The sequence below is a fragment of the Variovorax gracilis genome, from assembly GCF_030317115.1.
Classification (GTDB): Bacteria; Pseudomonadota; Gammaproteobacteria; order Burkholderiales; family Burkholderiaceae_C; genus Variovorax; species Variovorax gracilis.
This window is the reverse complement of sequence record NZ_JASZYF010000022.1, coordinates 19,241-44,783: the sequence shown is the minus strand read 5'-3', so window position 1 is coordinate 44,783 and position 25,543 is coordinate 19,241. Positions and strand designations below refer to the sequence as shown.

Below are 25,543 nucleotides of genomic sequence, written 5' to 3'. Positions count from 1 at the left end.
CAACCGAGACCGTTTCCACCATGACACTGACCCTCCAGCGCCAGGACCTGATGCCTGGCGCCCACCTCATCGGCGGCGAATGGCGCGCAGCTGGCGATGGCCGCCGCCTCGACGTGGCCGACCCCGCCACCGACGGCATCTTTGCGAGCGTGCCCGACGGCACGGCCGCCGACGCAAGCGCCGCGGTCGATGCCGCGCATGCCGCCTTTCCCGCCTGGCGCGCGGTGCCGGCCAAGCAGCGCGCGCACATCCTCAAGCGCTGGAACGACCTCATGCTCGAACACCAGGAAGACTTGGGTCGCCTCGTCTCGCGCGAGCAGGGCAAGCCGCTGGCCGAGGGGCGCGGCGAGGTGGCCTATGCGGCCAGCTACGTCGAATGGTTCGCCGAGGAGGCCACCCGCGCCAACGGCGACGTGATCCCCGCGCCGGTGAGCGGCCGCCGCATGCTCGCCTTGAAGGAGCCCGTGGGCGTGGTCGCGGCGATCACGCCGTGGAACTTTCCGGCCGCCATGATCGCCCGCAAGATCGCCCCGGCGCTCGCGGCCGGCTGCACCGTGGTGTGCAAGCCGGCCGAAGACACACCGCTCACCTCGCTCGCGCTCGTCAAGCTCGCGCAGGAGGCGGGCGTGCCGGCGGGCGTGCTCAACATCGTCACCGCCTCGCGCGAACGCACGCCCGAGGTGGTGAATGTCTGGCTGGCCGACGCGCGCGTTCGCAAGATCAGCTTCACGGGCTCCACGCCCGTGGGCAAGCACCTCGCACGCGCCTCGGCCGACACGCTGAAGAAGCTTTCGCTCGAACTCGGTGGCAATGCGCCCTTCATCGTGTTCGAAGACGCGGACATCGACGCTGCCGTCGAAGGCCTGATGGCCGCCAAGTTCCGCAACGGCGGCCAGACCTGCGTGTGCCCGAACCGCGTGTTCGTCCAGGCCCGGGTGCACGACGCATTCGTCGACAAGCTGGCCGCTCGGGTCGGCGCATTGAAGGTGGGGCCGGCCACCGAGGCCGATTCGCAGATCGGCCCGATGATCAACGCGCGCGCGGTCGAGAAGATCGAGCGCCATGTGCGCGACGCCGTGGCCAGGGGCGCGCGCATCGTGATCGGTGGCGAGCGCGTGCGCTCCGCGCGCTGCGACGGTCCCAACTATTTTGCGCCGACGGTGCTGGTGAATGCCGACGCTTCCATGGAATGCAGTTGCGAAGAGACCTTCGGACCGGTGGTGGCGGTCACGCGGTTCGACAGCGAGGTCGAGGTGATCGCCGCCGCCAACGACACGCCCTTCGGGCTCGCGGCGTACTTCTATTCGACCGACATGCGCCGCATCTGGCGCGTGGCCGAGGCGCTCGAGTCGGGCATCGTCGGCATCAACGAGGGCGCCCTGGCCGCCGAGGCGGCGCCCTTCGGCGGCGTGAAGGAGTCGGGCTATGGCCGCGAGGGATCGGTGCATGGCCTGGACGACTTCATGCACATCAAGTACCTCTGCCAGGGGCAACTCTAGCCGCGGCGCCGTCCCGCGCAACAGCAGGCAACTCCAACGAAGTTCCTGCCGGGTTTGCGCGCCGTCTGGGTGCAATCGACGCTCGAACCAACGAGTTCCATCGCCTACCCCACGCCTTTTTGTTGCTCTCGGTGCGCAGCGCGTGCGATTTTCCGCACCTGGCACGCCAAGTAAGGGTACCAAAGTACTACAAATGGTTGAAAATCCAGTCTATGAAGGATGACAACGAGACGCGCTTTGGTTGGTGAGACCGCCTCGGCGCACCTCCGGTTGAAGTCCGCGATTCTTGATGCCCTTATGGTCGCACTAGGACGGTCGCTTCTTCGGCTGGCAGCCTGCCGCGGATAAGGCCGGACGCAACGCAACACATTTATGTCCATAGACAACTTCGAATATCGCCACCTGCTTGCCAAGTGCCGGGACGCCCGCGCCGGAGGGATCAGCGCGCTCTCCACCGGTGAGCAGATCGCGGCGGCCCTGGTGTTGAACCGGCCCGAATGGCTCACCCAGATGGGCTACACCATGGCCGAGGCGGTGGACCGGATCGGGCTGATCTGGTGCTCGATGCTTTTGCAGGTGCAGCGCGATCTGGGCGACTAGCTCGTCAAGATTCGAGGGCTTGCGCGACGGGCAGTCCGTCACCCGCTTGGCGGTCGCTTGTGGATCGATGGCCAAGGGCTGCTTGAGAGGAACTCACCTTTTCACCGCGGTGATCAGCAAGGCCGGCATCGCGAACGAGACCATGCCGCCGGCATCGACGAATGGCAGCAACGCGCCTTGCGCTTCTTCCCGCAGAAGCTCGAACTGCGTTGCGTCCAACTGACCTCCAAGCGTCCACACGCAGGCGCGTTCGGTCGACACCAGCAGGTCGATCGATGCGAAGCGAACGGTGCCATGGCATTGAACGACAGTCGCGTCCGCGATATCCGCGGCTACGCACAGTGCGCGAAGTGCAGCCGCATCGCCGAGCACGAATGGTGCACGGAAGGCATCGGCAACGGTCTTGCCGAATAGCCGCTCAAGCAGCGCGGCGAGCGCCGCGTAGCCGGGCGAGCGCTCGAGCGCATCGCATACTGCGACGACAAGGCGGCCGCCCGGCCGCAGCACGCGCTGCATCTCACGCAACGCGGCAACACGATCGTCGAAGAACATCAAGCCGAACTGACTCACGACGGCATCGAATTCCGCGTCGGCGAAGGGCAGCGATTCGGCGCAGCCGCGATGCCATTCGATGTCCGGATGCTTTCGCTGAGCCACCGCCAGCATCTCGGGGTTTGCATCGAGCCCGAGCGCCGCGCCGCCCGGCCAGACGCGCCCGGCCACCGCGACGGTCAGGGCGCCGGTGCCGCAGGCGACGTCGAGCACACGTTGGCCCGCGGTGATCTTCGCGGCGTCGCAGACCACAGGGCCCCAGTGCCTGAACAGGGCCGGGACGAACTGGTCGTCATACACGTCGGCCGGAGACCGCACGGCCCCTTCGATTCGCGCACTCATGGCATGCTCCTTTCGTGAAGCGCAGCAGCCATAGCATCAAGGCAGCCATGAACGTCGACCATGACCCAAAGTCCGGATCGCATGCTGCGGCGTCCGGCTCTGATGTCATGTCCGACGTGCTGCGGTGCGTGCGGCTGACCGGCTCGATGCTGTTTCTGGTCGATGCGCATCCCCCATGGATGTCCTGGGCGCCGCAGACCGAAGTGTTTCGCCGGATCGTGCTACCGGCTTCTCAGCACCTGATCTCATACCACATCGTCACGCATGGTGGCTGCTGGGCCGGACTTCGCGATGCGCCTCCCGAGCGCTTCGAAACGGGCGACGTGCTGGTCGTGCCGCATGGCGAGGCCTACTACCTTGCCGATCCGCCCGGCACTGAAGCTCCCTATGGACCCGAGGAGGCCGTCGCGTTCTTCCGGAGCATGGCTTCCGGCGAACTGCCTTCGATCGTCAGCGAAGGTGGCAACGGAGCCGACGGCACACAGTTCATCTGTGGCTTCCTCGGTTGCGACCTGAGGCCCTGCAACCCGGTGCTCGACGCGTTGCCCGCCATGATCCATTTGCGGCCCGCAACCCAGTCGAACGATCGCATGCATCACCTGGTTGAGTTCGCTCTGTGCGTGTTGCGCGAGCCATCGTCCGGCTGCCAGGGGGTGCTGCTGCGCCTGGCCGAACTGATGTTTGTCGAGGTGATTCGGCATCACCTGGAAACAATTGACGATGCGCAGACCGGTTGGCTAGCCGGTCTGCACGATCCGCTGGTCGCGCGCACTCTGTCGCTACTGCACGGCGCACCAGCCAAGCGCTGGACGTTGAAGGAACTCGCGGCCCAGGCCGGTGCATCACGTTCGGTGTTGGTCGAACGCTTTGCGCAATTCGTCGGGCAGCCTCCGATGCAGTACCTGACCCACTGGCGCATGCAACTCGCGACCCTCATGCTGGCCGAGCCTGGCGCGAAGAAGGTCGCTGCGGTGGCCGAAGCAGTCGGGTACGAGTCGGAGGCGGCCTTCAGCCGCGCATTCAAGAAGTGCGTCGGCATGGCCCCTGCCGCATGGCGACTTCGCGAAGCGGCCTGATCCACGAGATCGAATTGCCAAGGTCGTCTGCTTGATTGGCATGAATCAAGCCAGAGCCCGTGGACTTGTCGCCGTCGTTCACCTTGGGGAAAACCCTGAATTGCATACGAATGCATAAAAGAGATGCTGCATACGTATGCACAACCAGCCCAGAAAGTTTCCATGATTCGCTATCTCAAACGCGGCCGCGACACTCAGGCCCGCGCCGACGACGACAGCAAGGTCCGCAGCACGGTCGAAAGCATCATTCGCGACATCGAATCGCGCGGTGATGCGGCCGTCCGCGAATACAGCAAGAAGTTCGACAACTGGGACCCGGCCGACTTCCGACTGTCGCAGGCGAACATCGAAAAAGCCATCAAGAGCCTGTCGGCCCGCGAGCAGGAGGACATCCGCTTCGCGCAGGCGCAGGTCCGCAACTTCGCCCAGATCCAGCGGGACTCGATGCTGGACGTCGAGGTCGAGACCCGTCCCGGCGTGTTCCTGGGACACCGGCACATTCCCATCAACGCGGTCGGTTGCTACATCCCAGGCGGCAAGTATCCGCTGCTGGCATCGGCGCACATGAGTGTGTTGACCGCCAAGGTCGCAGGCGTGAAGCGTGTGGTGGCAACAGCGCCTCCCTTTCACGGCGAGCCGCATCCTGCGATCGTCGCCGCGATGCACCTGGCGGGCGCAGACGAAATTCTGGTCCTGGGCGGCGTGCAGGCTGTCGTGGCGATGGCGGTCGGCACGTCCAGCATCGCGCCGGTGGACATGCTCGTCGGACCCGGCAACATGTTCGTGGCCGAGGCCAAGCGCCAGCTCTTCGGCCGCGTCGGCATCGACCTTTTCGCAGGGCCGACCGAAACCCTCGTCATCGCCGACGACTCGGTGGACGGCGAACTCTGCGCAGTCGACCTGCTCGGCCAGGCCGAACATGGCCTGACTTCCCCCGCCGTGCTCCTGACGACCAGCGAGGACTTGGCCAGGGCCACCATGGTGGAAGTGGAGCGGCAGCTGAAGATCCTGCCGACTGCGGAGATCGCCGCGCGCAGCTGGGCCGACTTCGGCGAAGTCATCGTCTGCGACACCCAGGAGGAAATGCTGCAGAAGGCCGACGAGCTCGCGTCGGAGCATGTGCAGGTCATGACCCGCGATCCGGACTACTTCCTGAACAACATGACCAACTACGGCGCCTTGTTCCTCGGGCCGCGCACCAACGTGGCATTCGGCGACAAGGTGATCGGCACCAACCACACGCTGCCCACCAACAAGGCGGCGCGCTACACCGGCGGCCTGTGGGTCGGCAAGTTCCTGAAGACCTGCACTTTCCAGCGGGTGGCGAGTGACGCGGCCAGTGCCGAGATCGGCGAATACTGCTCGCGCCTCTGCCACATGGAGAACTTCGCCGGACACGGCGAGCAGGCCAATATCCGGGTGCGCCGTTATGGCACGCGGCCGGAAGTGCCGTGGTACGAACCCGTGCCGGCGCTGCAGGAATGATGTCTGCGACCACGCCGCCTGCGTTCGGCGGCTTCCGGCTCGAGGGCAAGCGGGCGCTGGTCACCGGCGCGGGCCGGGGACTGGGGCTGGCGGCCGCTGCCGCACTGGCCCAGGCGGGCGCCGAGGTCACGCTGGCGGCGCGCTCTGTTGTGGAACTGGAGAATGCCTGCACGGCGATACGCGAGCGGGGCGGCAGTGCCGATCCTCTCGTCCTCGACGTGACCGACTCCGCCGCGGTGAGCCGCGAGATCCGGTCCCGGCCCCCGTTCCAGATCCTCGTCAACAACGCGGGCATGAACCGGCCCAAGCTCCTCACCGACACGCTCGATGACGACATCGATGCGGTGTTTGCCCTGAACGTGAAGGCGGCGCTCTACGTGACCCGGGAAGTCGCGCGAAGCCTGCAATCCGCGGGCCAGCCTGGCTCGATCATCACCATGTCCTCGCAGATGGGGCACGTGGGCAGCCCGCGCCGCACGCTCTACTGCGCCAGCAAGCACGCCATCGAGGGCATGAGCAAGGCACTGGCCTGGGAGCTGGGTCCGGCGGGCATCCGGGTCAACACGCTGTGCCCGACCTTCATCGAGACGGCTCTTACCGCCCCGATGTTCGAGGACCCGGTGTTTCGCCAGTTCGTGATCGACAAGATCGCGCTGGGTCGTCTGGGCAGGCTCGAAGAGGTCATGGGGCCGGTCGTGTTCCTGGCCAGCGATGCCTCCAGCCTGATGACCGGCAGCGCGTTGATGCTGGATGGCGGTTGGACCGCAGCATGAAGGCCAAGCTCACCGCCCACGACGTTGCACGCCTGGCTCACGTGTCGCAGTCGGCCGTCAGTCGCGCCTTCACGCCCGGCGCCAGCGTGGCGCCGGAAACGCGCGAACGAATCCATGCTGCCGCCCGCAAACTTGGCTACCGGCCCAATGCCATCGCCCGCAGCCTGATCACCCGGCGCAGCCGCATCATCGGGCTGGTCATGGGTTGCCTGGAGAACCAGTTCTACCCGCTGGTCATCGAACGCCTGTGCCAGGCGCTGCAGCAGGACGGTTACCACGTACTGCTCTTCATCAGCCCGACGGTCGATGCCGACGACGTGCTTGCGGACATCCTGCAGTACCAGGTCGATGGCATCGTCATGGCGTCCACCACGCTGTCGTCGGCCCTGGCGAACGACTGCACCAGTGCCGGCATACCCGTGGTGCTGTTCAACCGCGTGGCGCAGATGGGCGCCATGGGCCGCTACTCGACCAGTTCGGTGACTTCGCAGAACCACGACGGCGGCCGGCTCGTGGGCGAGATGCTGGTGCGCACCGGCCATCGCCGCATTGCCTGGCTGGCCGGGCAGGAGAACGCATCCACCAGCTTGGACCGCGAGGCCGGGCTGTGCGAGGCCCTGTCCGCGGCCGGCCTCGACCTTCACGCCAGGGCCGTCGGCCGTTACGACTTCGTCGAAGCACGGCGCGCGGTGCTGGCGCTGTTCGGCGACCCGGCCACGCGCCCCGATGCGCTGTTCGCCGCCAATGACCACATGGCCATCGCGGCGCTGGAGACCCTGCGCGGAGAACTCGGCCTGCAGGTGCCGCACGATGTGTCGGTGGTGGGCTTCGACAACGTTCCGCAGGCCGCCTGGCCGTCGTTCGACCTGACGACCGTGCAGCAGGACGTGGATCGCATGGTCGACGCCACCCGCACCCTGCTGCTCGAGCAGATCGGCGGCCAGATCCTGGCGCGCAGTGTGGCCGTGCCCTGCGTGCTGGTCGAGCGCGGCACCGTGCGCGTTCGCGAATCCCAGCGCGCCGCGGCGCCACGGGCTGGGCGCCGACTGCCCCGTCCAGAAAACAAGAGGAACAAGACAAGATGATCGATATCCACGGCATTGAGAAACTCTGCGGCGGTCGCCCGGTTGCGATCGTCGGCGCCGGCCTGGTGGGCGCCGGATGGGCTGTGGTCTACGCCCGTGCCGGCCTGAACGTGAAGATGTTCGACGCCAACCCGGAGATCACGCGCAAGGCGATTCCGCTGATCGCAGAACAGCTGGCCGGCCTGCGGCGGCACGGACTGATCGACGAGGCTCCCGCCGACGTGCTGGCGCGCATCACGCCGGCTGCCACGCTGGTCGAGGCGGTCGATGGCGTGGCCTATGTCCAGGAGTCGGTGCTGGAACGTGTCGATGTGAAGCGGCAGCTGATGGTCGACCTCGATGCCATCGCCTCGCCTGACTTGATCGTGGGCAGCTCGACCTCCGGGATCCCTGGATCGGCGTTCGCGATGGGGCTGTCGATCTCGCCGCGGGTTCTGATCGCGCATCCTGTCAACCCGCCCTACCTGGTGCCGGTGGTCGAGCTGGTCCCCTCGCCCGAGACGTCGGCGACCACTGTCGACTTCGCCGAAGCGTTGATGCGGGCCGTGGGCCAGACCGTGGTACATGTGCGCAAGGAGGTCGAAGGTTTCGTGCTGAACCGGCTGCAGGCGGTGCTGCTGCGCGAAGCCTGGGCGCTGGTGCAGGAAGGTGTCGCCAGTTGCGAGGACATCGACAAGACCGTGCGCGATGGCCTGGGTTGGCGGTGGTCCTTCATGGGACCCTTCGAGACCATCGACCTGAATGCACCGGGCGGCGTGGCCGACTACGCCGCGCGCCTGGGTCCGCTCTACCAGCGAATCGCCGATTCACGCAGCCACAAACAGCCCTGGGATGCAGCCCTGATCAGGCAGGTGGAGGCACATCGCCGCGAGCACCTGCCGCACGCAGATCTGGAGTCGCGCCGCGCCTGGCGCGATGAACGCCTGATGGAATTCGCCGCCGCCCAACGGCGGCAGTGACTCCGATCCCCTCCCCGGTCGCCCGGCCCCTGCTCCCTTCAGCCCAATCAACAGGAAACGACATCGTGAATCCGTACCCCACACTGCCCGCCCAAGCCCGCCGTCGACTGCTAGGCGCCGCCATGGCCCTGGCCGCCTGCGGCCTGCCCGCTGCCCATGCGCAGAGCGACTATCCCAGCAAGCCGATCCGCCTGATCGTGCCCTTCGCCACCGCCGGCGTGACCGATACCAGCGCCCGCATCGTGGCCGAGAAGCTCAGCCAGGAACTCGGCCAGCAGGTGGTGGTGGACAACAAACCCGGCGCCGCCGGCAACATCGGCACCCAAATGGCCGCGCGGGCCGAACCCGACGGTTACACCCTGCTGCTCGGCTATGACGGCACGCTCGTCATCAATCCCAACGTGTATGCCAAGGTGCCGTTCGATCCCGTCAAGGACTTCGCACCCATCGGCAAGATCGGCGACGCCATCCTGCTGGTGGCGACCAACGCCAAGCTGGGCCTCAACACCATGGCCGAACTGCAGAACTACGCCAAGACCGTTCCCGGCGGCATGTCCTACGGCAGCGCAGGCGCCGGCAGCACCACCCATCTGGCTGGTGAAATGCTGCACCAACGCACCGGCATCCCGATGACCCACGTGCCCTACAAGGGCGGTGGCCAGGCCCTGGCCGACGTGGTGGGCGGCACCCTGCCGGTGACCTTCGCCGCCGTGACGGGCGCCATGCCCTTCGTCAAGGGCGGTCAGGTCAAGGCCGTGGCCGTCACCTCGCGCCAGCGCGCTCCTTCGCTGCCGGACGTGCCGACCTTCATCGAAGCCGGCCTGAAAGACTTCGAGATCAACTCCTGGGTGGGCCTGCTGGCTCCCGCGCGCACGCCGGAGCCGGTGATCCGGAAGCTGAGCGCGGCGCTGCAAAAGGTGCTGAACGCGCCCGAGATGCGCGACCGTCTCGCCTCGCTGGGCATCGTGGCCATGCCGGGCACGCCCGAGGCCTATGGCCGCGAGATCGTGCGCGACCTGGAGAAGAACAAGGCGATCGTCAAGACCGCCGACATCAAGCTTGATTGACGAAATTCCCCCCACCCCATGACAACCCTGTTCGACAAAATCTGGGCGGCGCACGCAGTTGCCCGCAACGATGCCGGCGAGGACCTGGTCTACATCGACCGGCACCTGGTGCAGGAGGTGTCCAGCCCGCAGGCCTTCGCCAGCATGGCCGAGGCCGGCCACACGCTGCGCTCGTCGGCGCGCCACATCGCGGTGCAGGACCACAATGTGCCGACCACGGCCGACCGCCTGTCCCACATCCCCAATGCCGAAAGCCGGGAGCAGATCGCCACCCTGCGGCGCAACACGCAGGCCACCGGCATGCGCCTGTTCGACCTGGACCATCCGCTGCAAGGCATCGTCCACGTCATCGCGCCGGAACTGGGCTACGTGCTGCCCGGCAGTACGGTGGTCTGCGGTGACTCGCACAGCGCCACGCTCGGTGCCATGGGCGCACTGGCCTGGGGCATTGGCACCTCCGAAGTTGCCCATGTGATGAGCACCCAGAGCCTGTGGATGCGCAAGCCCCGTACCATGGGCGTCGCCATCTCGGGCGCGCTGGCCGCGGGCGTCTATTCCAAGGACTTGGCGCTGGCCCTCATCCACCACATCGGTACCAGCGGCGGCACCGGCCACGGCATCGAATACTTCGGCCCCACCGTGCAGGCGCTCTCGATGGAAGCGCGGCTCACACTGTGCAACATGACCATCGAGGCCGGCTCGCGCTTCGGCCTGATCGCGCCCGACGCCACCACCCTCGCCTACTTGCGCGATCGTGTGCAGGGCGCTGCGCGCGAGCATTTCGAGCAGGCTGCGAAGGCCTGGAGCGCTTTGCGCACCGATGCCCCGGCCGACTACGACCGTTGCGTACAGCTCGATGCCGCCACCGTCGCCCCGCGAGTGACCTGGGGCACAACGCCGGCGGACAGCGCCGCCTTTTCCGGCCGCGTGGGCGACGGTGCGGCGCCGAGGGACGAGACCGAGCGCGACCGTCTGAACGAAAGCCTGGCCTACATGGGCCTCACGTTCGGCCAGCCGCTGTCTTCGGTGGCCATCGATGTGGCCTTCATCGGTTCGTGCACCAACGGCCGCCTGGAAGACCTGCGCGCGGCTGCCGACGTGGTGCGCGGTCGCCGCTTGGCCGCGGGCGTGCGCGCCCTGGTGGTGCCGGGCTCGGGCAGCGTCAAGCGCGCGGCCGAGGCCGAAGGCCTGGCGCAGATCTTCGTCGACGCGGGATTCGAGTGGCGTGAATCGGGCTGCTCCATGTGCATCGGCATGAACGGCGACAGCCTGGCGCCAGGCGAACGCTGCGCCTCCACCTCCAACCGCAACTTCGAAAACCGGCAGGGACAGGGTGGCCGCACTCACCTGATGAGCCCTGCCGCCGTCGCGGCATCCGCCCTGCAGGGCCGGTTGACGGATCCCCGGGAGTACCTCGCATGAAAACCGTCATCGCAGAAGCCCATGGCCGCTGCGTCGTGATGCAGCGCGACGACATCGACACCGATGCAATCTTTCCGGGCCGCTTCCTGCGCCTGGTGCAACGAAGCGGCCTGGGCGTGCACCTGTTTGCCGATTGGCTGGCCGAAGGCCGGCCCGAAGTGAGTTTCATGGCGCAGCCCTCGCCGGCCCGCGTGCTGGTGGCGCCGCACAACTTCGGTTGCGGCTCGTCGCGCGAACATGCCGTCTGGGCTCTGTCGGACTACGGGGTGCAGGCTGTCGTGGCGCTTTCGTTCGGCGACATCTTCCGCAACAACTGCGTGAAGAACGGCGTGGTGGCGGCCACCTTGACGCCGGCCGATCACGAGCGTCTGGTGCGGGCACTGGCCGTGGCCGGCGGCGATGCAGTGCTGCACCTGCGGGTCGCCGAGCGCAGCCTGCACCTGCCCGACGGCAGCGTGATGTCCATCACCCTCGCCGACGGTCACGCGGAGCAACTGCTCTCGTCCGAGGACGAGGTGGACCGCACCCTGCGACACGATGCGGCGCTGCGTGCCTATGAGGAGCGCGTGCAGCACGACCAGCCCTGGCTGGCGTCAATGGGCTGAGCCACCTTTCTTTTTCTTCTTGCCTTACGGAACCACCATGGCCAACCCCATCCTTCGACAAAAACTCTCTGCGGGCGAATTCATCGTCATCCCCGGCGTGCAGGACATGATCGCCACCGTCATGACCAACAAGGTCGGCTTCGACATCATCTACGGCACGGGCTACTGGCTCACCGCCTCCAGCCTGGGGCTGCCGGATGCCGGTATCGCGACCTATACCCAGATGGTGGACCGCATGCGCACCATCACGCGCACCAGCAAGGCGGCCCTGATCGCCGACGCTGACACCGGCTACGGCGGCCTGCTCAACGTGCACCATACCGTGCGCGGCTACGAGGAAGCTGGCGTTACGGCCATCCAGATCGAAGACCAGGAATTCCCCAAGAAGTGCGGCCACACGCCGTACAAGCGCTGCGTGCCGATCGAGGACATGGTCGAGAAGATCAAGGTCGCGTCCGAGGCCCGCCAGGACAAGGAGAACTTCCTCATCATCGCGCGCACCGATGCACGCGCTAGCCTGGGCGTGGACGATGCCATGCGCCGTATGGAGGCGTATGCGAAGGCCGGGGCCGACGTCCTGTTCTTCGAAGCTCCCCAGTCCGAGGAAGAGATGCGCCGCGCCTGCGCGGCCTTCGACCTGCCCATGATGGCCAACATGGCCGATGGGGGGAAGACACCCATCCTGCCGGCCCATGTGCTCAAGGAAATCGGCTATTCGCTGGCCATCTTCCCGGCCATGACCAGCCTGGTCGCCGCCGCCGCGATGGAGAAGTCTCTGCGCCATCTCAAGGAAGCGGGCACCAGCCTGTCGCCTGACATTCCGATGGCCGATTTCAACGAGTTCTGCAAGCTGATCGGCTTCGAAGAAGTCTGGGACTTCGAGAAGCGCTGGGCGCGTTGAGGCAAGCGGCGCGACCCGGGCGGCGTGCCATGCCCCCTGCCGCAGTCCATGCGCGGCCCTGCACACAACATTGCAAACCCCACATAAGGAAGACAGCATGCCGATCACCCAACAGCTCAAGAGCCGCCATCCGCACAAGGGCGCACTGCTGCGCTGCACCGCCCTGGCGGCAGCGGCCACACTGGGCGCAGCAGCGCCTGCGCTGGCCCAGACGACATGGAAACCCACCCGCCCCGTCACCATCGTCGTCCCCTATGTACCCGGCGGGGGCACCGATGCCACGGCACGCGCCACGGCCAAGCTGCTGGCCGAACAGTGGGGCCAGCCGGTGCTGGTGGAGAACGTGCCCGGCGCAGACGGCCTGATCGGCACGCGCCGCGTGACCGAGTCCAAGCCAGACGGCTATACCCTCCTGCTGCAGACGCCGGCCATCGTCCTGACCAAGCACACGCCGGCCTTCAAGGGCATCGACCCGCTGGCTCGCCTGGTGCCGGTCACCAACATCGCGGAATCGCCGGGCGTGATCGTGGCCAATGCCAAGTTCCCCGCCAGTACGCTGCCCGAGCTGATCAGCTACTGCAAGACTGCCACCACGCCCTGCTCGATGGGTACCGGCGAGAACGTCGCCAAGCTCTTCGGCCGACAGATGCAGGCGGAGGCGCTGCCCAACCTGATCGTCGCCAACTACAAGGGCACGGCGGCCATCATCACGGACATGATCGCCAACAACGTGAACTTCGCGGTGACGGGTGTGGCCTCGGCCCTGCCGCACCAAAAGGCCGGCACCCTCAAGATCGTTGCCAGCCAGGGCATACACCGCTCCAGCGGTGCGCCCGATGTGCGCACCGTGATAGAGACCGGCCTGCCGCAGTACGAGTACACCACCTGGTTCGGCCTGTTTGCGGCCAAGGACACGCCTCCGGCGGTGACCCAGGGTGTCTACGCCGCTGTGCGCCAAGCCATGCGCAGCCCTGAGCTGCAAAAGGCCATCGCAGCCGCCGGCGCCGAGCCGCTGGTCAACACGCCCGACGAGTTCGCAGCCCAAGTACGCAAGGAAGACGAGCGCTTCACCGCGTTGACAAAGCGCTTTCCGCTGGATTGAGGAGCAGACGCGGGATTCGTCGCACGGGGTACGACCGTGCGTGAAGGCATCCGGCTTGTGCTGCAGCGCTTTCGACTACAGGATCGCGTGGTCTTCCGAAATCGTGATCAGCCCAATATCGGGTAGGAGCTTGTGCACCCGAACCGACCGACGATCACTTTCCCAGTGGGTTCTGGATGGCCCCACGCCACTGGCGGATGAAGTCGCGGTAGTTCTGGTTGTTGAGATATCCGATCAGGCCGGGCCCAACCGTGATGGCTCGAAGGCTGCCGCCCAGTGTTTGAGTCAATCGTGCGGCCGTCGTCTCGCCATTGACGTCGGTACGCACCGAGTAAAGGCCCGCCTGGTTGGCGATCACGGTCTGGCCCCGCCGCGAGAGGATGTAGTCCACCCACAATCGAGCGGCATTCGGATTCGTCGCCTTCTTGTTGATGAGTTGCAGGCGCGACATGACAAGCGTGTAGTCCGACGGAAAGACGTATCCGATGTTCGTGTCCTTGCGCGCCTGCGCAACGGTGTAGGAGCCGAGCACGTTGTAGGCGATCGCCGCCTTGCCTGAAGAGACGTCCTTGAGCATGGCGTCCGTCGTCGACGCGAAGCGCACGTCGACCTTGCCCAACCCTTGCGCGATGTCCCAGAACACGGGTGCGACGCCCACATCCTGCGTGGCCAGGAAGAAGCCGAGGCCCGACTTTTCGATGTTGTAGGTCACGACCTTGCCGTTGAGGCGCGCAGTGGATGCACTCAAGAGTCTTGCCAGGTCGGCATGAGTGCGCGGTACTTCGGATGCGGGCAGGAGGGTCCTGTTGTAGGCGATCACGATCGGCTCAAAGGTGGTTGCCCAGGCCTGCCCCTTCCACTTCGCCCACGCAGGCAGGCCCGCGCTTTCCGGCGACTCGTAGGTCTCCGCATAGCCGTTGCTGACGAGGCTGGCCTGCAGGTCCATCGCCGAACTCCAGAGCACATCGGCCGAGCCGCCCCCCAATTGGGTTTCGGCGACGAAGCGGTGGTGCAGTTCAGTGCTCGTCAGGTCCTCGTACTCGACATTGATGCGCGGGTACATCGCATTGAAATCGGCAATCAGCGGCCGTGCGACGACCGCGTCGGTGGTCGCATAGATCACCAGCCTGCCTTCGTCTTCGGCGGCCCTGACCGTGGCCGCGTACGCTGCTGGATAGCCCGGCGGCACCCGGCCCCTCGGCGCGTAGCTCATGAGCTCTTCCGACTGCTGGGCCAGGCAAAGCGAGGCCAGCAGCGCGAGCCCCAGGCCGATCAGCCGCTTCATGGCTGCGCCCCGGGCTCCGGTTGCCCGTGGATCGGTACCAGCAGCAGGGGAACGGGGCTCTTTCGCATCACCTCGTGAACCACCGAGCCGAACAGAAGGCCGATCAGGATGCCCCCTCCGTGGGAGGCCATCAGGATCAGGTCGGCCGATCCCGTGCGCGCTTCTTCCAGGATCAGTTCGGCAACGTCGTCTCCCTCGTGCACCGTGACCTCTGCGATGGGTCGCTGGGGCGCCCTGTCGGCGCGCACCGCGTAAAAGGCGGCCACCTGGGCCTCGATGTGCTGCTTGACCCGCACGGCGCGCGCGTCGTGATACTGGTCGAGCAATTCCTGGGGCACGTGCGAATCGACTTCGATCAGGGACTTCTCGCGTTGGTCCGGAATGACCGTGAGTACCTGCAGCCTGGCGCCCAGGCGGTTCGCCATGTCGATGGCGTAGGCCAGCACCCGTTCGCAGTCGTCGCTGACGTCGGCAGCGTAGAGAATGGATCTGATCTCGTGGCTCATGGCAGACCTCCGGCTATCGAACGTGACCCACGATGGGAACGACACCCAGGATGATGGTCGCCACCAGCATCACCAGGGCCGCGGACAGGGCCCACAGCAGGGTGTATCGCTGATGGTCGCCGAACTCCACCTCCGCCAGGCCGACGAGAAGGTAGGTCGAGGCTACCAGCGGACTCAGCAGATGCACCTGCTGGCCTATCAACGACGCGCGCCCGATCTCGACGGCGCCGATGCCGTAGACCGCAGCGGCCTTCGCCAGGATGGGAAGGATGCCGAAGTAGAACGCGTCGTTGGAGATGAAGAAGGTGAACGGAATGCTCAGGACCGCCGTCACGATCGCCAGGTAAGGGCCCATCCAGTCCGGCACGGCGCTGATCACGCTGGCGGCGATCGCGTCGACCATCTTGGTGCCCGAGAGGATGCCAACGAAGATGCCCGCGGCGAAGATCAGCGACACCACCGGCACGATGTTGGCGGCATGGGCAGTGAGTCGCTCCTTCTGGTCCTGGAGGCTCGGGTAGTTGATCATGAGTGCGATGGCCGACGCGACCATGAACAACACCTGCAACGGGAAGATGCCGAGGATCAGAAGCACCATCAAGCCGACCGTCAGCAGGAAATTGATCCAGAGCAACTTCGGCCTGGCGATGCTCGGGTCGCCGGCAGTCACCTCCGGCAAAGGCTCGTTCGGCGTGGCCGCCGAAAGCGTGATGCTCCCGAGCCGGTTGCGTTCGCGCCGCCCGAGGATGAACGCGACGAAAGCCCCCCACAGTCCGGTGATGACCATCGGCAGGATCATCGGCACGAAGATCAGGCCCACGTCCACGCCCAGGGCGCTCGCGGCCCGCGCCGTGGGGCCACCCCACGGCAGGATGTTCATGAGACCGCCAGCCATCATGATCACGCACGCCAGCACCAGCCGACTGATGCCCAGTCGCTTGTAGAGCGGGAGCATCGCTGCGCAGGTGATCATGTAGGTGGTCGAGCCGTCCCCGTCGAGCGAGACGAACACGGCCAGGACGAAGGTGCCGACGACGATCTTCATCGGGTCGCCGCCGACCAGCTTGAGGATTGCGCGCACCGCCGGGTCGAACAACCCGGCGTCGATCATCACGCCGAAGTAGAGGATGGCGAACATCAGCATGACGCCCGTCGGCGCCAGCTTCTTGATGCCGTCCAGCATCATGGGGCCCAAGCCCAGCCCGAATCCCCCAAGCAAGCCGAACACGATGGGCACCAGGATCAGTGCGACCATCGCGGACAAGCGCTTGGTCATGATCAGCGCCATGAAGACGATGATCATCAGATAGGCAAGTGCGGTCAGCATGGAACGCCTCGAGGACTGGTCAGGCCACGAACTTGCAGCTGGATGCCACCGTGCGCGTGTCCATGTTGCGGCCTCGGTTCAGGTGGTCGTCGATCTCGGCGGCGCAGCCCAGCATGCGCGGGTACAGGAAGATGGTGAAGGCGGCCGTCTCCAACTCGCGCTCGCCGATCTTGCCGGCCTGCAGCGGCTTCCACAACATCTTGAGCAGCAACGCGGCGATCACCGCATCAATGTTCACGCAGTAGACGTTGCGCGACACGCCGGCCTCGTAGAGCTGCTGCACCAGCGAGCGATAGAACTGGTGGAACACGTTGGTCTCGCCGCGCTCCTCAAACAGCTTTCCGATGAACACCTCGCGCGGGTCGTGGTTGACCGGCTTGTCCTTGAAGACGGGGTGATTCACACCCGGCAGCTTCGCGATGTCCAGGCTGCCGAGCGTCTTCATTTGCGCCTTGTACTGCGCGTACTGCTCCACCGCCTTGGCTGCCAGCGCCGGCAGGTCGATGCCGTGCGTCGCGGCGCTCGGGTCCTGCAGTCCGCTGCCCTTGAATTGCTCGACCAGGTAGGCGATGCCCTCGTAGCCGTTGCCTCCATGGGCGTAGCCGGTGTGCGTGAGAAAGGCGATCAGCGCCTTGTTGAGTTGCACGCGATCGGGCTGTTCCGGACCGTCCGCCGACACCGCACCCTTGGCACCCTGCGCCGAGATCGCGCCAGGGCCGTTGGTCAGCAGCAGGCCCACCAGCGTCTGGAAGGCGAAGAGATCGTCTTCGCCTGGCGTGTGGCCGAGCAGCGCAGCGAAAGCGACCTCCCCCAGGCTCAGCGACCCGAGCAACTGCTGCTGCTCGATGCCGCAGAAGCGACCCGCCTCGTGTTTGCTCGCATCGGCGGAAGCGCCGATCAGCGTGCCGAACAACTGCAGCCACCACGGGAAGCTCTCTGCCGTAGCTCGCGAGATGCGCTTGCGTGACAAAGGTCCCCAGGCCAGCGTCGCCGAGATCGCGGCCAGCGCGGCCGCTTCGGTCGGATGTCCCGGCAGGCTCTTGAGCCAGCGCAGGAACACCGAGCGGCCACCACGCGCATCGACGCCGCCGATCAAGGCCTGTGCCCGAGCGTCCATCGTGTCGGTCGTCAGGCCCGGCTCGCCGCCGGCGTCGACCTTGGTGACGTCGAAATCGTCGCTCAGGGATGCGCCGAACTCCATGCCCAGTCCGGCCGCATGGAAGCGCTCGATCATGAACTTGAGTGCCGTGCGTGCCGCTTCCTGCCGCTTCGGCCCTACGATGGCCGCCGCGGCTGCCAGCACCGCATTGGGCGCATTGCCGGTCTCGCGGCTGGCTTGAGCCGCCGCCAGTTCGGGCTGGCCGTGCAGGTTGATGTAGGCGGCAACGGCCGGTGCGATCAGCTTGCGGTCGTTCTCGCCCCCGGCGTCGTGCACCAGCGCCAGCGCCACGTTCGATTCCAGCGACAAGGTCGCGGCGTTCAGCATGGTGATGCCGTGCAGGCTGCTGACCTGCGTCTTCGGATCCATCTGCGAGGCGCCCGAAGCGTCCTTCATGGCCTGGCGCGGCACCACGCCGCCGATCTGCGTGTTCAGCAGCGCGACCTGTTCGTTGTAGGGCGCCAGCGCCTCGACCACGGGCAGGCGCAACTCGTCGGGCAAGTCGAGTCCTTCGTCCGACCCGAACCACGGCTTCAGCGCCAGGTTCCCCTCGGCCGGGAAGTCCGGCATCGTGGCGTTGGCGCGCATCACCGCCGTCAGCGCGGCCGGGATGTGGGCGATGTTGGTGACCACCGCACCCTTGGCCGAGACCACCGGGTTCTCGGGTGTGAAGAGTGCATCGACGCCGAACTTCTCCATGAACCAGCGTTCCTTGGCCATCGCGTCGTCGTTGCCGCCGGCCATGGCGCCCGCATGGCCCACGGCGCGCGTCAGCTTGCTCTTCCAGCGCCCGACCACGCATGCCACCACCGGCTTCGTGAAGGTTGCGTCGTTCTCGTAGTAGCCGCCAGGTTCGCAGTACAGGACGGCCGCCTTGCTGCGCGCGTCATTGGCGAGGGCGAAAGCGAACTCGGGTGCCGCGTAGTGGATGTAGACATCCTTGCCGCTGGAGATCACGGTGGTGGTGCCCCAGCCTGGCATGCGAAGGTACTGCGCGATGGTGGTGGAGAAGCCACCCGAGTTGGAAAAGATCGCAATGGAGCCCGGCCGCAGCGAGTCGCCTGGCTTGTCGCCGCCCAGTGCACCGCCGATGCGCACCTGGTTCCACGAGTCGGCCACGCCGAGTCCGTTGGCGCCGAAGATGTCGATTCCGTGTTGCTGGCCCATCGCACGGATCTCGCGCGCGTCATGCACCGAGATCTTCTCGGTGATGATGAAGATCTTGCGAAGGTCCGGGTTCACGCGGATCAACTCTGCCACGCCGTCGCGGGCGGCGGAGGGCGGCAGGTACACCACACCGCAGTTGAAGCGGTGGCCGGCGGCCAGCGCCTCGCGCACGTTGTTGTAGACCGGAATGTTGCCGATGCTGGTTTCGAGCACGGCGCCGCCCTTTCCTGGCGCCGTTCCGCACACCACGTTGCCACCGGAGTAGACGTGGCTCACCGGCGTCACGTCGCTCGATTCGCCTCCCAGGATGTTGAGCACGCAGACGCGATCGTCGCGCGAGGCCACCTGCGTGAGCGAGCTGATGCCGACGTGGTACTTGAATCCGCCGACGCTCTGACGTTGGAATGTGCTTTGCATGTCGTGTCTCCTCAGGTCGCGTTGGCGGTGACCGGCGATTCGGTGCCCAGGCCAAGACCCAGACGCTTTGCGATCTGTGCGCGGCCGCCGTCACGCATCCACAAGTCGATCTTCTTGGCGAACTGGATCACCTCGCTCATGTCCGAGTCGAAGCCGAACAGCCGGTACGGCAGGCCCAGCGCATCGCAGGTGTCGCGCAGCGCGCCCATGCCGCGCACGAGGTTCGGACCGCCTCGGCCCACCACCACGTAGAGCGGCGTCGGGCCGTGCGTGCTGAAGTGCTCGCGCAGTGCGTCGGCCATGGCGCGCAGCGTCTCGAAAATGTCGGTGTTGTTGCTCTTGCCGCCGATGATGAACAGCACGTTGGCTTGCCGCAGCCAGTGCTTGAAGCAGATGCGCGCCACCTCCTTCATCTTTTCGTAGGGCGGATTGCCGCCGAAATCGGAGCTGATGATGGCCGCGTCGCCCAGCATTTCGGTGACCAGCGAGTTGGCGCCGCCGCCGAAGGTCGGTGCCAGCACGGTGCCCTTGTCGTTGATCACGTAGACATCGCTCTGGCCCTGGTGGGTTCGCAACGTGTTGATCTCCTGCTCGAAACTGGAGTAGTCGGCCGCGAACAGATGCGCCGGCAGCTTCAGGCGCAGCCAGCGCGGGTCGTCGCGGTCGAAACCACACTTGAAGTCGCACGCCACCGGCGTCAGGCGGCCCTTCTTGTCCTCGCGCATGCGGATCGGATTCAGTTCCAGCGTGGTCATGCCGAAGTTGTGGAACAGCTCCCACAGCTTGGGCAACTGCTGTACGAGCGGCGAGATGATTTCCTTGGGGGCACCGATCTCGGTGAGTGCGTTCGCGACCACGAAGGCTTTCAGGCCGGTCAGCGGATCGAAGGGCACCATGGCGACCTGGCTCTTGTCGAGTTCCTCGATGTCCATGCCGCCCATGTGCGTGAGCGTCATGGTCGGCGCGCGGAACTGAGTCGAATCACTGATCGAGAAATACACCTCGTGCTTGGCTGGCACGCCGGCCTCGAAGGTCACGCCGTTGGCCTTGGCCTTGACATGGCCGACCTGGTGCTCGGCGAAGTAGAGGCGCTCCTTTTCGGCCAACGCGGTTTGTAGATCCCTGGCGCGGCCGAGCAGGCCCGCCTTGCCCTTCTTGCCGATCCCGCCCTTGAACACTGGCTTGATGAAGACCAGCCCGTGCTTGTCGAGCATGGCCTTGATTTCTTCCTCGCTGGCTGCCGGGCCGAGCACCTCGGTCGTGGGAAAACCTGCGAATTCGAGCAGGCGCGCTCCGTGAAGCATTCCGGTGATTTGCATGTCCTTGTCTCCAGGTAGTTGCTGAAGCCTCGCGCCATGGGCGCTACCGACACTTCGATGCTAGGAATCGAAGCTGTCGATCCGCCGTCACCGCACACAGGGTATATCCGGGGGATTGGTGACCGATCAGACGCTGATCTGCCGCGCGTTGTTGTGTGTCGGTCATCGGTGGGGCCAAGCATCAACGTCCGAACCCACAGGGGTTCGGATCGAGCGTGCCGGCATCGAGTTCGAAACCGCTCGCGGCAAAGCCGAGCTGTGGCCTACAGCGGCGGCGTCGACAACCGAGGCGTGGTCGTATGCACGCCGTCGGGCCTCCGGATCAGGGGGAAGGTTGCGCGTCGAGCGCGAGGTTCAGCGCCAGCACGTTCACGCGGGCCTCGCCGAGCAGGCCAAAGAGTCGCCCCTTCGCGTGGTCGTCGATCAATCTTTCGACCTGCTCGACCGGCAGGTTGCGCAGCCGCGCCACGCGCGCCGCCTGGTAGTGGGCGGCCGCCGGGCTGATGTCCGGGTCGAGCCCGCTGGCCGAGGTCGTGACCAGATCGACCGGCACCGGCACGGTGTTGCCCGGGTCTGCCGCGCGCAAGGCCTCGATGCGGCCCTGGACCGCATCCATCAGCGCCGGATTCAGCGGCCCCTGGTTGGCGCCGCCCGACGCGCCGCCGTTGTAGGGCATGAGCGCCGTGGCCGACGGTCGGCCCCAGAAGTGCTTCGGATCCGTGAAGTTCTGGCCGATCAGGGTCGAGCCGATCGTGACACCATCGCGCACGACCAGGCTGCCCGCGGCCTGGGCCGGGAAGACGGATTGCGCGACGCCGGTCACCGCAAAGGGATAGACGATGCCCGTGATCGCGCTGAGCAGCACGAAGAGCACGAGGGCGGGACGAAGAATCGTGTTCATGATGAGAGTCCTCAGACCAGGCCGACTGCAACAAGCAGCCAGTCGATGAGCTTGATGCCGACAAAGGGCACGATGAGTCCGCCAAGTCCGTAGATCGCGAGATTCCGGCGCAGCAGCGAGGCGGCGCCGACGGGCCGGTAGCGCACGCCCTTCAGCGCGAGAGGGATCAGGAACACGATGATCAGCGCATTGAAGATCACCGCCGACAGAATGGCCGACGACGGGCTGGCGAGGCGCATCACGTTGAGTGCGCCGAGTTGCGGATAGGTGGAGATGAAGATCGCCGGAATGATCGCGAAGTACTTCGCTACGTCGTTCGCGATCGAGAAGGTGGTGAGGGAGCCGCGTGTCATCAGCAGCGCCTTGCCGGTCTCGACCACCTCGAGCAGCTTGGTCGGATTCGAGTCGAGGTCGACCATGTTGCCGGCCTCCTTCGCGGCCTGCGTGCCGCTGCCCATCGCGACGGCCACATCGGCCTGCGCCAGCGCGGGGGCGTCGTTGGTGCCGTCGCCGGTCATCGCGACCAGTCGGCCGTCGGCCTGGTAACGCCGGATCAGCGCCAGCTTGTCCTCCGGCGTGGCCTCGGCGAGGAAGTCGTCCACGCCAGCCTCGGCGGCAATAGCGGCCGCCGTGAGCCTGTTGTCGCCTGTGATCATCACGGTCTTGATGCCCATGCGGCGCAGCTCCGCGAAGCGCTCCTTGATGTCGGTCTTGACGATGTCCTTGAGTTCGACGATGCCGAGCACGCGCGGCCCTTCGGCCACCGCGAGCGGCGTGCTGCCGCGACGCGCCACCGCGTCGGCGGCATGGATCACCTCGACCGGTACGGTGCCGCCGAGCGCTTCGACGTGGCGGCGCACGGCGTCGACGGCGCCCTTGCGCAACGCGATCGCGTCGGCATCGAGACTGTTGGCGTCCGGCGGCAGGTTGACCCCGCTCATGCGGGTCTGGGCCGTGAAGGGCACGAAGTGCGCACCTTCGACGCCCTTGTCATCCGTGCCGCCGCGGCGAGCCAGCTCGACGATGCTGCGGCCTTCGGGCGTTTCATCGGGCAACGAGGCGAGCAGCGCCGCACGCGCCAGTCGCTCCTGCGGTACGCCGGGCGCGGTCAGGAAGGACGCCGCCTGCCGATTGCCATGGGTGATGGTGCCGGTCTTGTCGAGCAGCAGCACATCGACGTCGCCCGCCGCCTCGACCGCGCGGCCCGACGTGGCGATCACGTTGGCCTGCATCATGCGGCTCATGCCGGCCACGCCCACGGCGGACAGCAGCCCGCCGATGGTGGTCGGAATCAGGCACACCAGCAGAGCGACCAATGCCGTCAGCGAGACCACCGTACCCGCGCCCGCCGCGCCGACGCTGAATACCGAGTACGGCAGCAGCGTCGCCGTGACGACCAGGAACACGAGCGTCAGTGCGACCAGCAGGATCGTCAGCGCGATCTCGTTCGGCGTCTTCTGGCGCTTGGCCGCCTCCACCATGCCGATCATGCGATCGAGGAAGGATTCGCCCGGATTGACCGTGATGCGCACGACCAGCCAGTCGGACAGCACCCGCGTGCCACCGGTGACGGCCGAGAAGTCACCGCCCGATTCGCGCACCACCGGAGCGGATTCGCCGGTGATCGCGCTTTCGTCGACCGAGGCCACGCCCTCGATCACCTCGCCGTCCAGCGGGATGACGTCATGCGCCTCGACCAGCACCACGTCGCCGCGGCGCAACTCCGGCGCCTGCAACGGAAGCCACCTGCCGCCGTGGAAAGGCTCGACCATTTTCCGGGCCCATGTGTCCTTGCGCAGTCCGCGCAGCGACGCGGCCTGCGCCTTGCTGCGGCCTTCGGCCAGCGCTTCGGCGAAGTTGGCGAAAAGCACGGTGAACCACAGCCAGATCGAGACCGCGAGAACGAAGGGGGCCGGCATGCCGGTGTCGCCGGGGAAGCTCATCGCGTGCACCCACAACGCGGTCGTCAGGATGCTGCCGATGTAGACAATGAACATCACCGGGTTGCGCCACTGCACGCGCGGGCTCAGCTTGGCGAAGGCGCCCCACAGTGCCGGCTTGACCAGCTCGGCATCGAACAGCGAGAGGTGCTTCTTCTGCCTGGCAAGGGCCTTGGCCTCGGCTGCGGCTGCCAATTCGGCAGGCTCACCCACGGCGATAGGAGAAGGATTCTTTTTCATGGTCTGCGGTCTCATTTCCACAGGATCAGGTGCTCGACAACCGGACCGAGGGCCAGCGCGGGCACATAGTTGAGCAAGCCCACCAGCAGCACGGTGCCGATCAGCAGGGTCACAAACAGCGGGCCGTGCGTGGGCATGGTTCCGGCGGTCACCGGAAGGCGCTTCTTGGCGGCCAATGCGCCGGCAATGGCAAGAACCGGCACGATCACGGCGAAGCGACCGAACCACATCGCGACCGCGAGCAGCATGTTGTAGAAGGGCGTGTTGGCCGAGAGCCCGGCGAAGGCGCTGCCGTTGTTGTTGGCGGCGGAGGTCAGCGCGTAGAGGATCTCGGAGAAGCCGTGCGCGCCCGGATTGGCGATACCCGCCCTGCCCGCGTCCGCGATCGCCGCGACCGCCGTGCCGGCCAGTACCAGGATGGGCGTGACCAGGATCGCGATCGAGGTCAGCTTCATCTCGTGCACCTCGATCTTCTTGCCCAGATATTCCGGCGTGCGGCCGATCATCAGCCCCGAGATGAAGACCGCGAGGATCGCGAAGATCAGCATGCTGTAGAGGCCGGTGCCGACACCGCCGAAGACGACTTCGCCGAGTTGCATCAGCACCATCGGCACCATGCCGCCGAGCGGGGTGAAGGCGTCATGCATCGCATTGACGGCACCGCAGGACGCGGCCGTCGTGACCACCGCGAACAGGCTCGAGGCCGCGATGCCGAAGCGCACTTCCTTGCCTTCCATGTTGCCGCCGGACTGCACCGCGCTGGCAGCCTGGTCCACGCCCAGCCCGCCGATCAGCGGATTGCCGACCTGCTCGGCAGGGACGACCACGGCGACCGCCGCCACGAAGATCACTGTCATCGCCGCGAGCACCGCCCAGCCCTGGCGCAGATCACCGACCACACGGCCGAAGGCGAAGCACAGCGCGGCCGGGATCAGGAAGATCGCCAGCATCTGCACGAAGTTCGTGAGCGCGGTGGGGTTCTCGTAGGGATGCGCCGAGTTGGCATTGAAGAAGCCGCCGCCGTTGGTGCCGAGCATCTTGATCGCCTCCTGCGAAGCGACGGGGCCCATGGCCAGCGTCTGAGTAGTGGCCTTGGCGTCCTCGAGCACCGGATTGCCGGATGTGTCCTTGAGGGGCTGGCCTGCTGCGTCGAGCTTCGGCTGCTGGTAGGCCGTGGCCTCGACCGTGGTCACGGTCTTGTAGGCGTCGAAGTTCTGGATGACGCCCTGCCCCGCGAAGAAGATCGAAATCACGAAGGAGATCGGCAGCAGCAGCCACACGGTGATGCGCGTCACGTCGACCCAGAAATTGCCGACGAAGCCCTTGCCATCCGTGCTGCGCGCCGCGAAGCCGCGGGCCAGCGCGAATGCGACCGCGATGCCGGTGGCGCCGGAGAGGAAGTTCTGCACCGTGAGCCCGAGCATCTGCGTGAGATAGCTCATCGTCGATTCGCCGGCATAGCCTTGCCAGTTGGTGTTGGAGACAAAGCTCACGGCGGTGTTGAAGGCCGAATCCGGCGACACCGCCGACATGCCCGAAGGGTTGAGGGGCAGCAGCGATTGCAGTCGTTGCAGGCCGTAGACGACCAGGGCACCGATCGCATTGAATGCGAGCAGCGCCAAGGCATAGCTGCGCCAGTGCATCGAGCTGTTGGGAGCAGCACCCGCGAGCTTGAAGATCGGCGCTTCGACGCGCTGCATCCAACGCGGCAAGCGTCCTTCGCACAACACCGCGATGTAGCGCCCGAGCGGCCAGGCCAGCACGCCCAGCACGACGAGGAACAGGGCCAGCAGGCCCCAGGCTGAGGCGGTCAT

The 25,543-nt window shown here is 66.3% G+C and carries 21 protein-coding genes; 12 read left to right on the top strand and 9 right to left on the bottom strand.

Annotation, left to right across the window (positions count from 1 at the left end):
- Positions 1 to 20: 20 nt before the first annotated feature.
- A complete protein-coding gene (locus QTH97_RS27595) occupies positions 21 to 1,499 on the top strand; it encodes an NAD-dependent succinate-semialdehyde dehydrogenase (RefSeq protein ID WP_286571716.1) in 1,479 nt (492 codons plus the stop codon).
- Between the two features lie 372 nt (positions 1,500 to 1,871).
- The gene (locus QTH97_RS27590; RefSeq protein WP_286571715.1) at positions 1,872 to 2,099 is read left to right on the top strand and encodes a hypothetical protein; all 228 of its coding nucleotides are present in this window, start codon (positions 1,872 to 1,874) and stop codon (positions 2,097 to 2,099) included.
- Positions 2,100 to 2,192: 93 nt separating this feature from the next.
- On the opposite strand, the gene QTH97_RS27585 is transcribed toward QTH97_RS27590, so the two are convergent.
- The gene (locus QTH97_RS27585) at positions 2,193 to 2,993 is read right to left on the bottom strand and encodes a methyltransferase domain-containing protein (protein ID WP_286571714.1); all 801 of its coding nucleotides are present in this window, start codon (positions 2,991 to 2,993) and stop codon (positions 2,193 to 2,195) included.
- A 107-nt stretch (positions 2,994 to 3,100) separates the two neighbouring features.
- Between QTH97_RS27585 and QTH97_RS27580 the strand changes: the two genes are divergently transcribed.
- The 10 genes from QTH97_RS27580 to QTH97_RS27535 all read left to right on the top strand — a co-directional run bounded on the left by QTH97_RS27580 (position 3,101) and on the right by QTH97_RS27535 (position 13,468).
- Entirely contained in the window at positions 3,101 to 4,069 is a 969-nt protein-coding gene (locus QTH97_RS27580) for an AraC family transcriptional regulator (protein ID WP_286571713.1), read from the top strand.
- Positions 4,070 to 4,231: 162 nt separating this feature from the next.
- Positions 4,232 to 5,554, top strand: a complete 1,323-nt coding sequence (gene hisD, locus QTH97_RS27575) for a histidinol dehydrogenase (RefSeq protein WP_286571712.1) — start codon at positions 4,232 to 4,234, stop codon at positions 5,552 to 5,554.
- Positions 5,551 to 6,327, top strand: a complete 777-nt coding sequence (locus QTH97_RS27570) for an SDR family NAD(P)-dependent oxidoreductase (protein ID WP_286571711.1) — start codon at positions 5,551 to 5,553, stop codon at positions 6,325 to 6,327. Before hisD ends, QTH97_RS27570 begins: the two co-directional genes overlap by 4 nt.
- Positions 6,324 to 7,412 (top strand): LacI family DNA-binding transcriptional regulator, encoded by a 1,089-nt coding sequence (locus tag QTH97_RS27565; RefSeq protein ID WP_286571710.1) that lies wholly within the window; start codon positions 6,324 to 6,326, stop codon positions 7,410 to 7,412. The genes QTH97_RS27570 and QTH97_RS27565 overlap by 4 nt, the downstream gene beginning before the upstream one ends.
- Positions 7,409 to 8,371 carry a 3-hydroxyacyl-CoA dehydrogenase gene (locus QTH97_RS27560; RefSeq protein ID WP_286571709.1) on the top strand — a complete coding sequence of 321 codons (963 nt, stop codon included), beginning with the start codon at positions 7,409 to 7,411 and terminating at the stop codon, positions 8,369 to 8,371. Before QTH97_RS27565 ends, QTH97_RS27560 begins: the two co-directional genes overlap by 4 nt.
- Before the next feature lie 122 nt (positions 8,372 to 8,493).
- On the top strand, positions 8,494 to 9,438 hold the full coding sequence (locus tag QTH97_RS27555; protein WP_286571773.1) for a Bug family tripartite tricarboxylate transporter substrate binding protein: 945 nt from the start codon (positions 8,494 to 8,496) through the stop codon (positions 9,436 to 9,438).
- A gap of 18 nt (positions 9,439 to 9,456) precedes the next feature.
- The gene (gene leuC, locus QTH97_RS27550; RefSeq protein WP_286571707.1) at positions 9,457 to 10,860 is read left to right on the top strand and encodes a 3-isopropylmalate dehydratase large subunit; all 1,404 of its coding nucleotides are present in this window, start codon (positions 9,457 to 9,459) and stop codon (positions 10,858 to 10,860) included.
- Positions 10,857 to 11,465 carry a 3-isopropylmalate dehydratase small subunit gene (gene leuD, locus QTH97_RS27545; protein ID WP_286571706.1) on the top strand — a complete coding sequence of 203 codons (609 nt, stop codon included), beginning with the start codon at positions 10,857 to 10,859 and terminating at the stop codon, positions 11,463 to 11,465. The genes leuC and leuD overlap by 4 nt, the downstream gene beginning before the upstream one ends.
- A 37-nt stretch (positions 11,466 to 11,502) precedes the next feature.
- Positions 11,503 to 12,366 carry an isocitrate lyase/PEP mutase family protein gene (locus QTH97_RS27540; RefSeq protein WP_286571705.1) on the top strand — a complete coding sequence of 288 codons (864 nt, stop codon included), beginning with the start codon at positions 11,503 to 11,505 and terminating at the stop codon, positions 12,364 to 12,366.
- Between the two features lie 97 nt (positions 12,367 to 12,463).
- Complete coding sequence (locus QTH97_RS27535; protein WP_286571704.1) at positions 12,464 to 13,468, top strand: tripartite tricarboxylate transporter substrate binding protein; 1,005 nt, start codon at positions 12,464 to 12,466, stop codon at positions 13,466 to 13,468.
- Between the two features lie 154 nt (positions 13,469 to 13,622).
- On the opposite strand, the gene QTH97_RS27530 is transcribed toward QTH97_RS27535, so the two are convergent.
- From QTH97_RS27530 to kdpA, 8 genes are all read right to left on the bottom strand, one after another.
- Positions 13,623 to 14,753, bottom strand: coding sequence for an ABC transporter substrate-binding protein (locus tag QTH97_RS27530; RefSeq protein ID WP_286571703.1), 1,131 nt, complete (start codon positions 14,751 to 14,753; stop codon positions 13,623 to 13,625).
- The gene (locus QTH97_RS27525; protein ID WP_286571702.1) at positions 14,750 to 15,259 is read right to left on the bottom strand and encodes a universal stress protein; all 510 of its coding nucleotides are present in this window, start codon (positions 15,257 to 15,259) and stop codon (positions 14,750 to 14,752) included. Before QTH97_RS27525 ends, QTH97_RS27530 begins: the two co-directional genes overlap by 4 nt.
- Positions 15,260 to 15,272: 13 nt before the next feature.
- The gene (locus QTH97_RS27520) at positions 15,273 to 16,586 is read right to left on the bottom strand and encodes a CitMHS family transporter (protein ID WP_286571701.1); all 1,314 of its coding nucleotides are present in this window, start codon (positions 16,584 to 16,586) and stop codon (positions 15,273 to 15,275) included.
- A 19-nt stretch (positions 16,587 to 16,605) separates the two neighbouring features.
- Positions 16,606 to 19,329, bottom strand: a complete 2,724-nt coding sequence (locus QTH97_RS27515) for a CoA-binding protein (RefSeq protein ID WP_286571700.1) — start codon at positions 19,327 to 19,329, stop codon at positions 16,606 to 16,608.
- An 11-nt stretch (positions 19,330 to 19,340) separates the two neighbouring features.
- A complete protein-coding gene (locus QTH97_RS27510; protein ID WP_286571699.1) occupies positions 19,341 to 20,648 on the bottom strand; it encodes an ATP citrate lyase citrate-binding domain-containing protein in 1,308 nt (435 codons plus the stop codon).
- Between the two features lie 322 nt (positions 20,649 to 20,970).
- A complete protein-coding gene (gene kdpC / locus QTH97_RS27505) occupies positions 20,971 to 21,549 on the bottom strand; it encodes a potassium-transporting ATPase subunit KdpC (protein WP_286571698.1) in 579 nt (192 codons plus the stop codon).
- A gap of 11 nt (positions 21,550 to 21,560) precedes the next feature.
- Positions 21,561 to 23,729, bottom strand: a complete 2,169-nt coding sequence (gene kdpB / locus QTH97_RS27500; RefSeq protein ID WP_286571697.1) for a potassium-transporting ATPase subunit KdpB — start codon at positions 23,727 to 23,729, stop codon at positions 21,561 to 21,563.
- 11 nt (positions 23,730 to 23,740) lie between these two features.
- On the bottom strand, positions 23,741 to 25,543 hold the full coding sequence (gene kdpA / locus QTH97_RS27495) for a potassium-transporting ATPase subunit KdpA (protein ID WP_286571696.1): 1,803 nt from the start codon (positions 25,541 to 25,543) through the stop codon (positions 23,741 to 23,743).

What these genes read in the sequence shown, in the direction of transcription:
- QTH97_RS27595 (WP_286571716.1), top strand. Translation starts at nt 21, where the DNA reads ATGACACTGACCCTCCAGCGCCAGGACCTGATGCCTGGCGCCCACCTC.
- QTH97_RS27590 (WP_286571715.1), top strand. Translation starts at nt 1,872, where the DNA reads ATGTCCATAGACAACTTCGAATATCGCCACCTGCTTGCCAAGTGCCGG.
- QTH97_RS27585 (WP_286571714.1), bottom strand. Translation starts at nt 2,993, where the DNA reads ATGAGTGCGCGAATCGAAGGGGCCGTGCGGTCTCCGGCCGACGTGTAT.
- QTH97_RS27580 (WP_286571713.1), top strand. Translation starts at nt 3,101, where the DNA reads ATGTCCGACGTGCTGCGGTGCGTGCGGCTGACCGGCTCGATGCTGTTT.
- hisD (WP_286571712.1), top strand. Translation starts at nt 4,232, where the DNA reads ATGATTCGCTATCTCAAACGCGGCCGCGACACTCAGGCCCGCGCCGAC.
- QTH97_RS27570 (WP_286571711.1), top strand. Translation starts at nt 5,551, where the DNA reads ATGATGTCTGCGACCACGCCGCCTGCGTTCGGCGGCTTCCGGCTCGAG.
- QTH97_RS27565 (WP_286571710.1), top strand. Translation starts at nt 6,324, where the DNA reads ATGAAGGCCAAGCTCACCGCCCACGACGTTGCACGCCTGGCTCACGTG.
- QTH97_RS27560 (WP_286571709.1), top strand. Translation starts at nt 7,409, where the DNA reads ATGATCGATATCCACGGCATTGAGAAACTCTGCGGCGGTCGCCCGGTT.
- QTH97_RS27555 (WP_286571773.1), top strand. Translation starts at nt 8,494, where the DNA reads ATGGCCCTGGCCGCCTGCGGCCTGCCCGCTGCCCATGCGCAGAGCGAC.
- leuC (WP_286571707.1), top strand. Translation starts at nt 9,457, where the DNA reads ATGACAACCCTGTTCGACAAAATCTGGGCGGCGCACGCAGTTGCCCGC.
- leuD (WP_286571706.1), top strand. Translation starts at nt 10,857, where the DNA reads ATGAAAACCGTCATCGCAGAAGCCCATGGCCGCTGCGTCGTGATGCAG.
- QTH97_RS27540 (WP_286571705.1), top strand. Translation starts at nt 11,503, where the DNA reads ATGGCCAACCCCATCCTTCGACAAAAACTCTCTGCGGGCGAATTCATC.
- QTH97_RS27535 (WP_286571704.1), top strand. Translation starts at nt 12,464, where the DNA reads ATGCCGATCACCCAACAGCTCAAGAGCCGCCATCCGCACAAGGGCGCA.
- QTH97_RS27530 (WP_286571703.1), bottom strand. Translation starts at nt 14,753, where the DNA reads ATGAAGCGGCTGATCGGCCTGGGGCTCGCGCTGCTGGCCTCGCTTTGC.
- QTH97_RS27525 (WP_286571702.1), bottom strand. Translation starts at nt 15,259, where the DNA reads ATGAGCCACGAGATCAGATCCATTCTCTACGCTGCCGACGTCAGCGAC.
- QTH97_RS27520 (WP_286571701.1), bottom strand. Translation starts at nt 16,586, where the DNA reads ATGCTGACCGCACTTGCCTATCTGATGATCATCGTCTTCATGGCGCTG.
- QTH97_RS27515 (WP_286571700.1), bottom strand. Translation starts at nt 19,329, where the DNA reads ATGCAAAGCACATTCCAACGTCAGAGCGTCGGCGGATTCAAGTACCAC.
- QTH97_RS27510 (WP_286571699.1), bottom strand. Translation starts at nt 20,648, where the DNA reads ATGCAAATCACCGGAATGCTTCACGGAGCGCGCCTGCTCGAATTCGCA.
- kdpC (WP_286571698.1), bottom strand. Translation starts at nt 21,549, where the DNA reads ATGAACACGATTCTTCGTCCCGCCCTCGTGCTCTTCGTGCTGCTCAGC.
- kdpB (WP_286571697.1), bottom strand. Translation starts at nt 23,729, where the DNA reads ATGAAAAAGAATCCTTCTCCTATCGCCGTGGGTGAGCCTGCCGAATTG.
- kdpA (WP_286571696.1), bottom strand. Translation starts at nt 25,543, where the DNA reads ATGACCGCCTCAGCCTGGGGCCTGCTGGCCCTGTTCCTCGTCGTGCTG.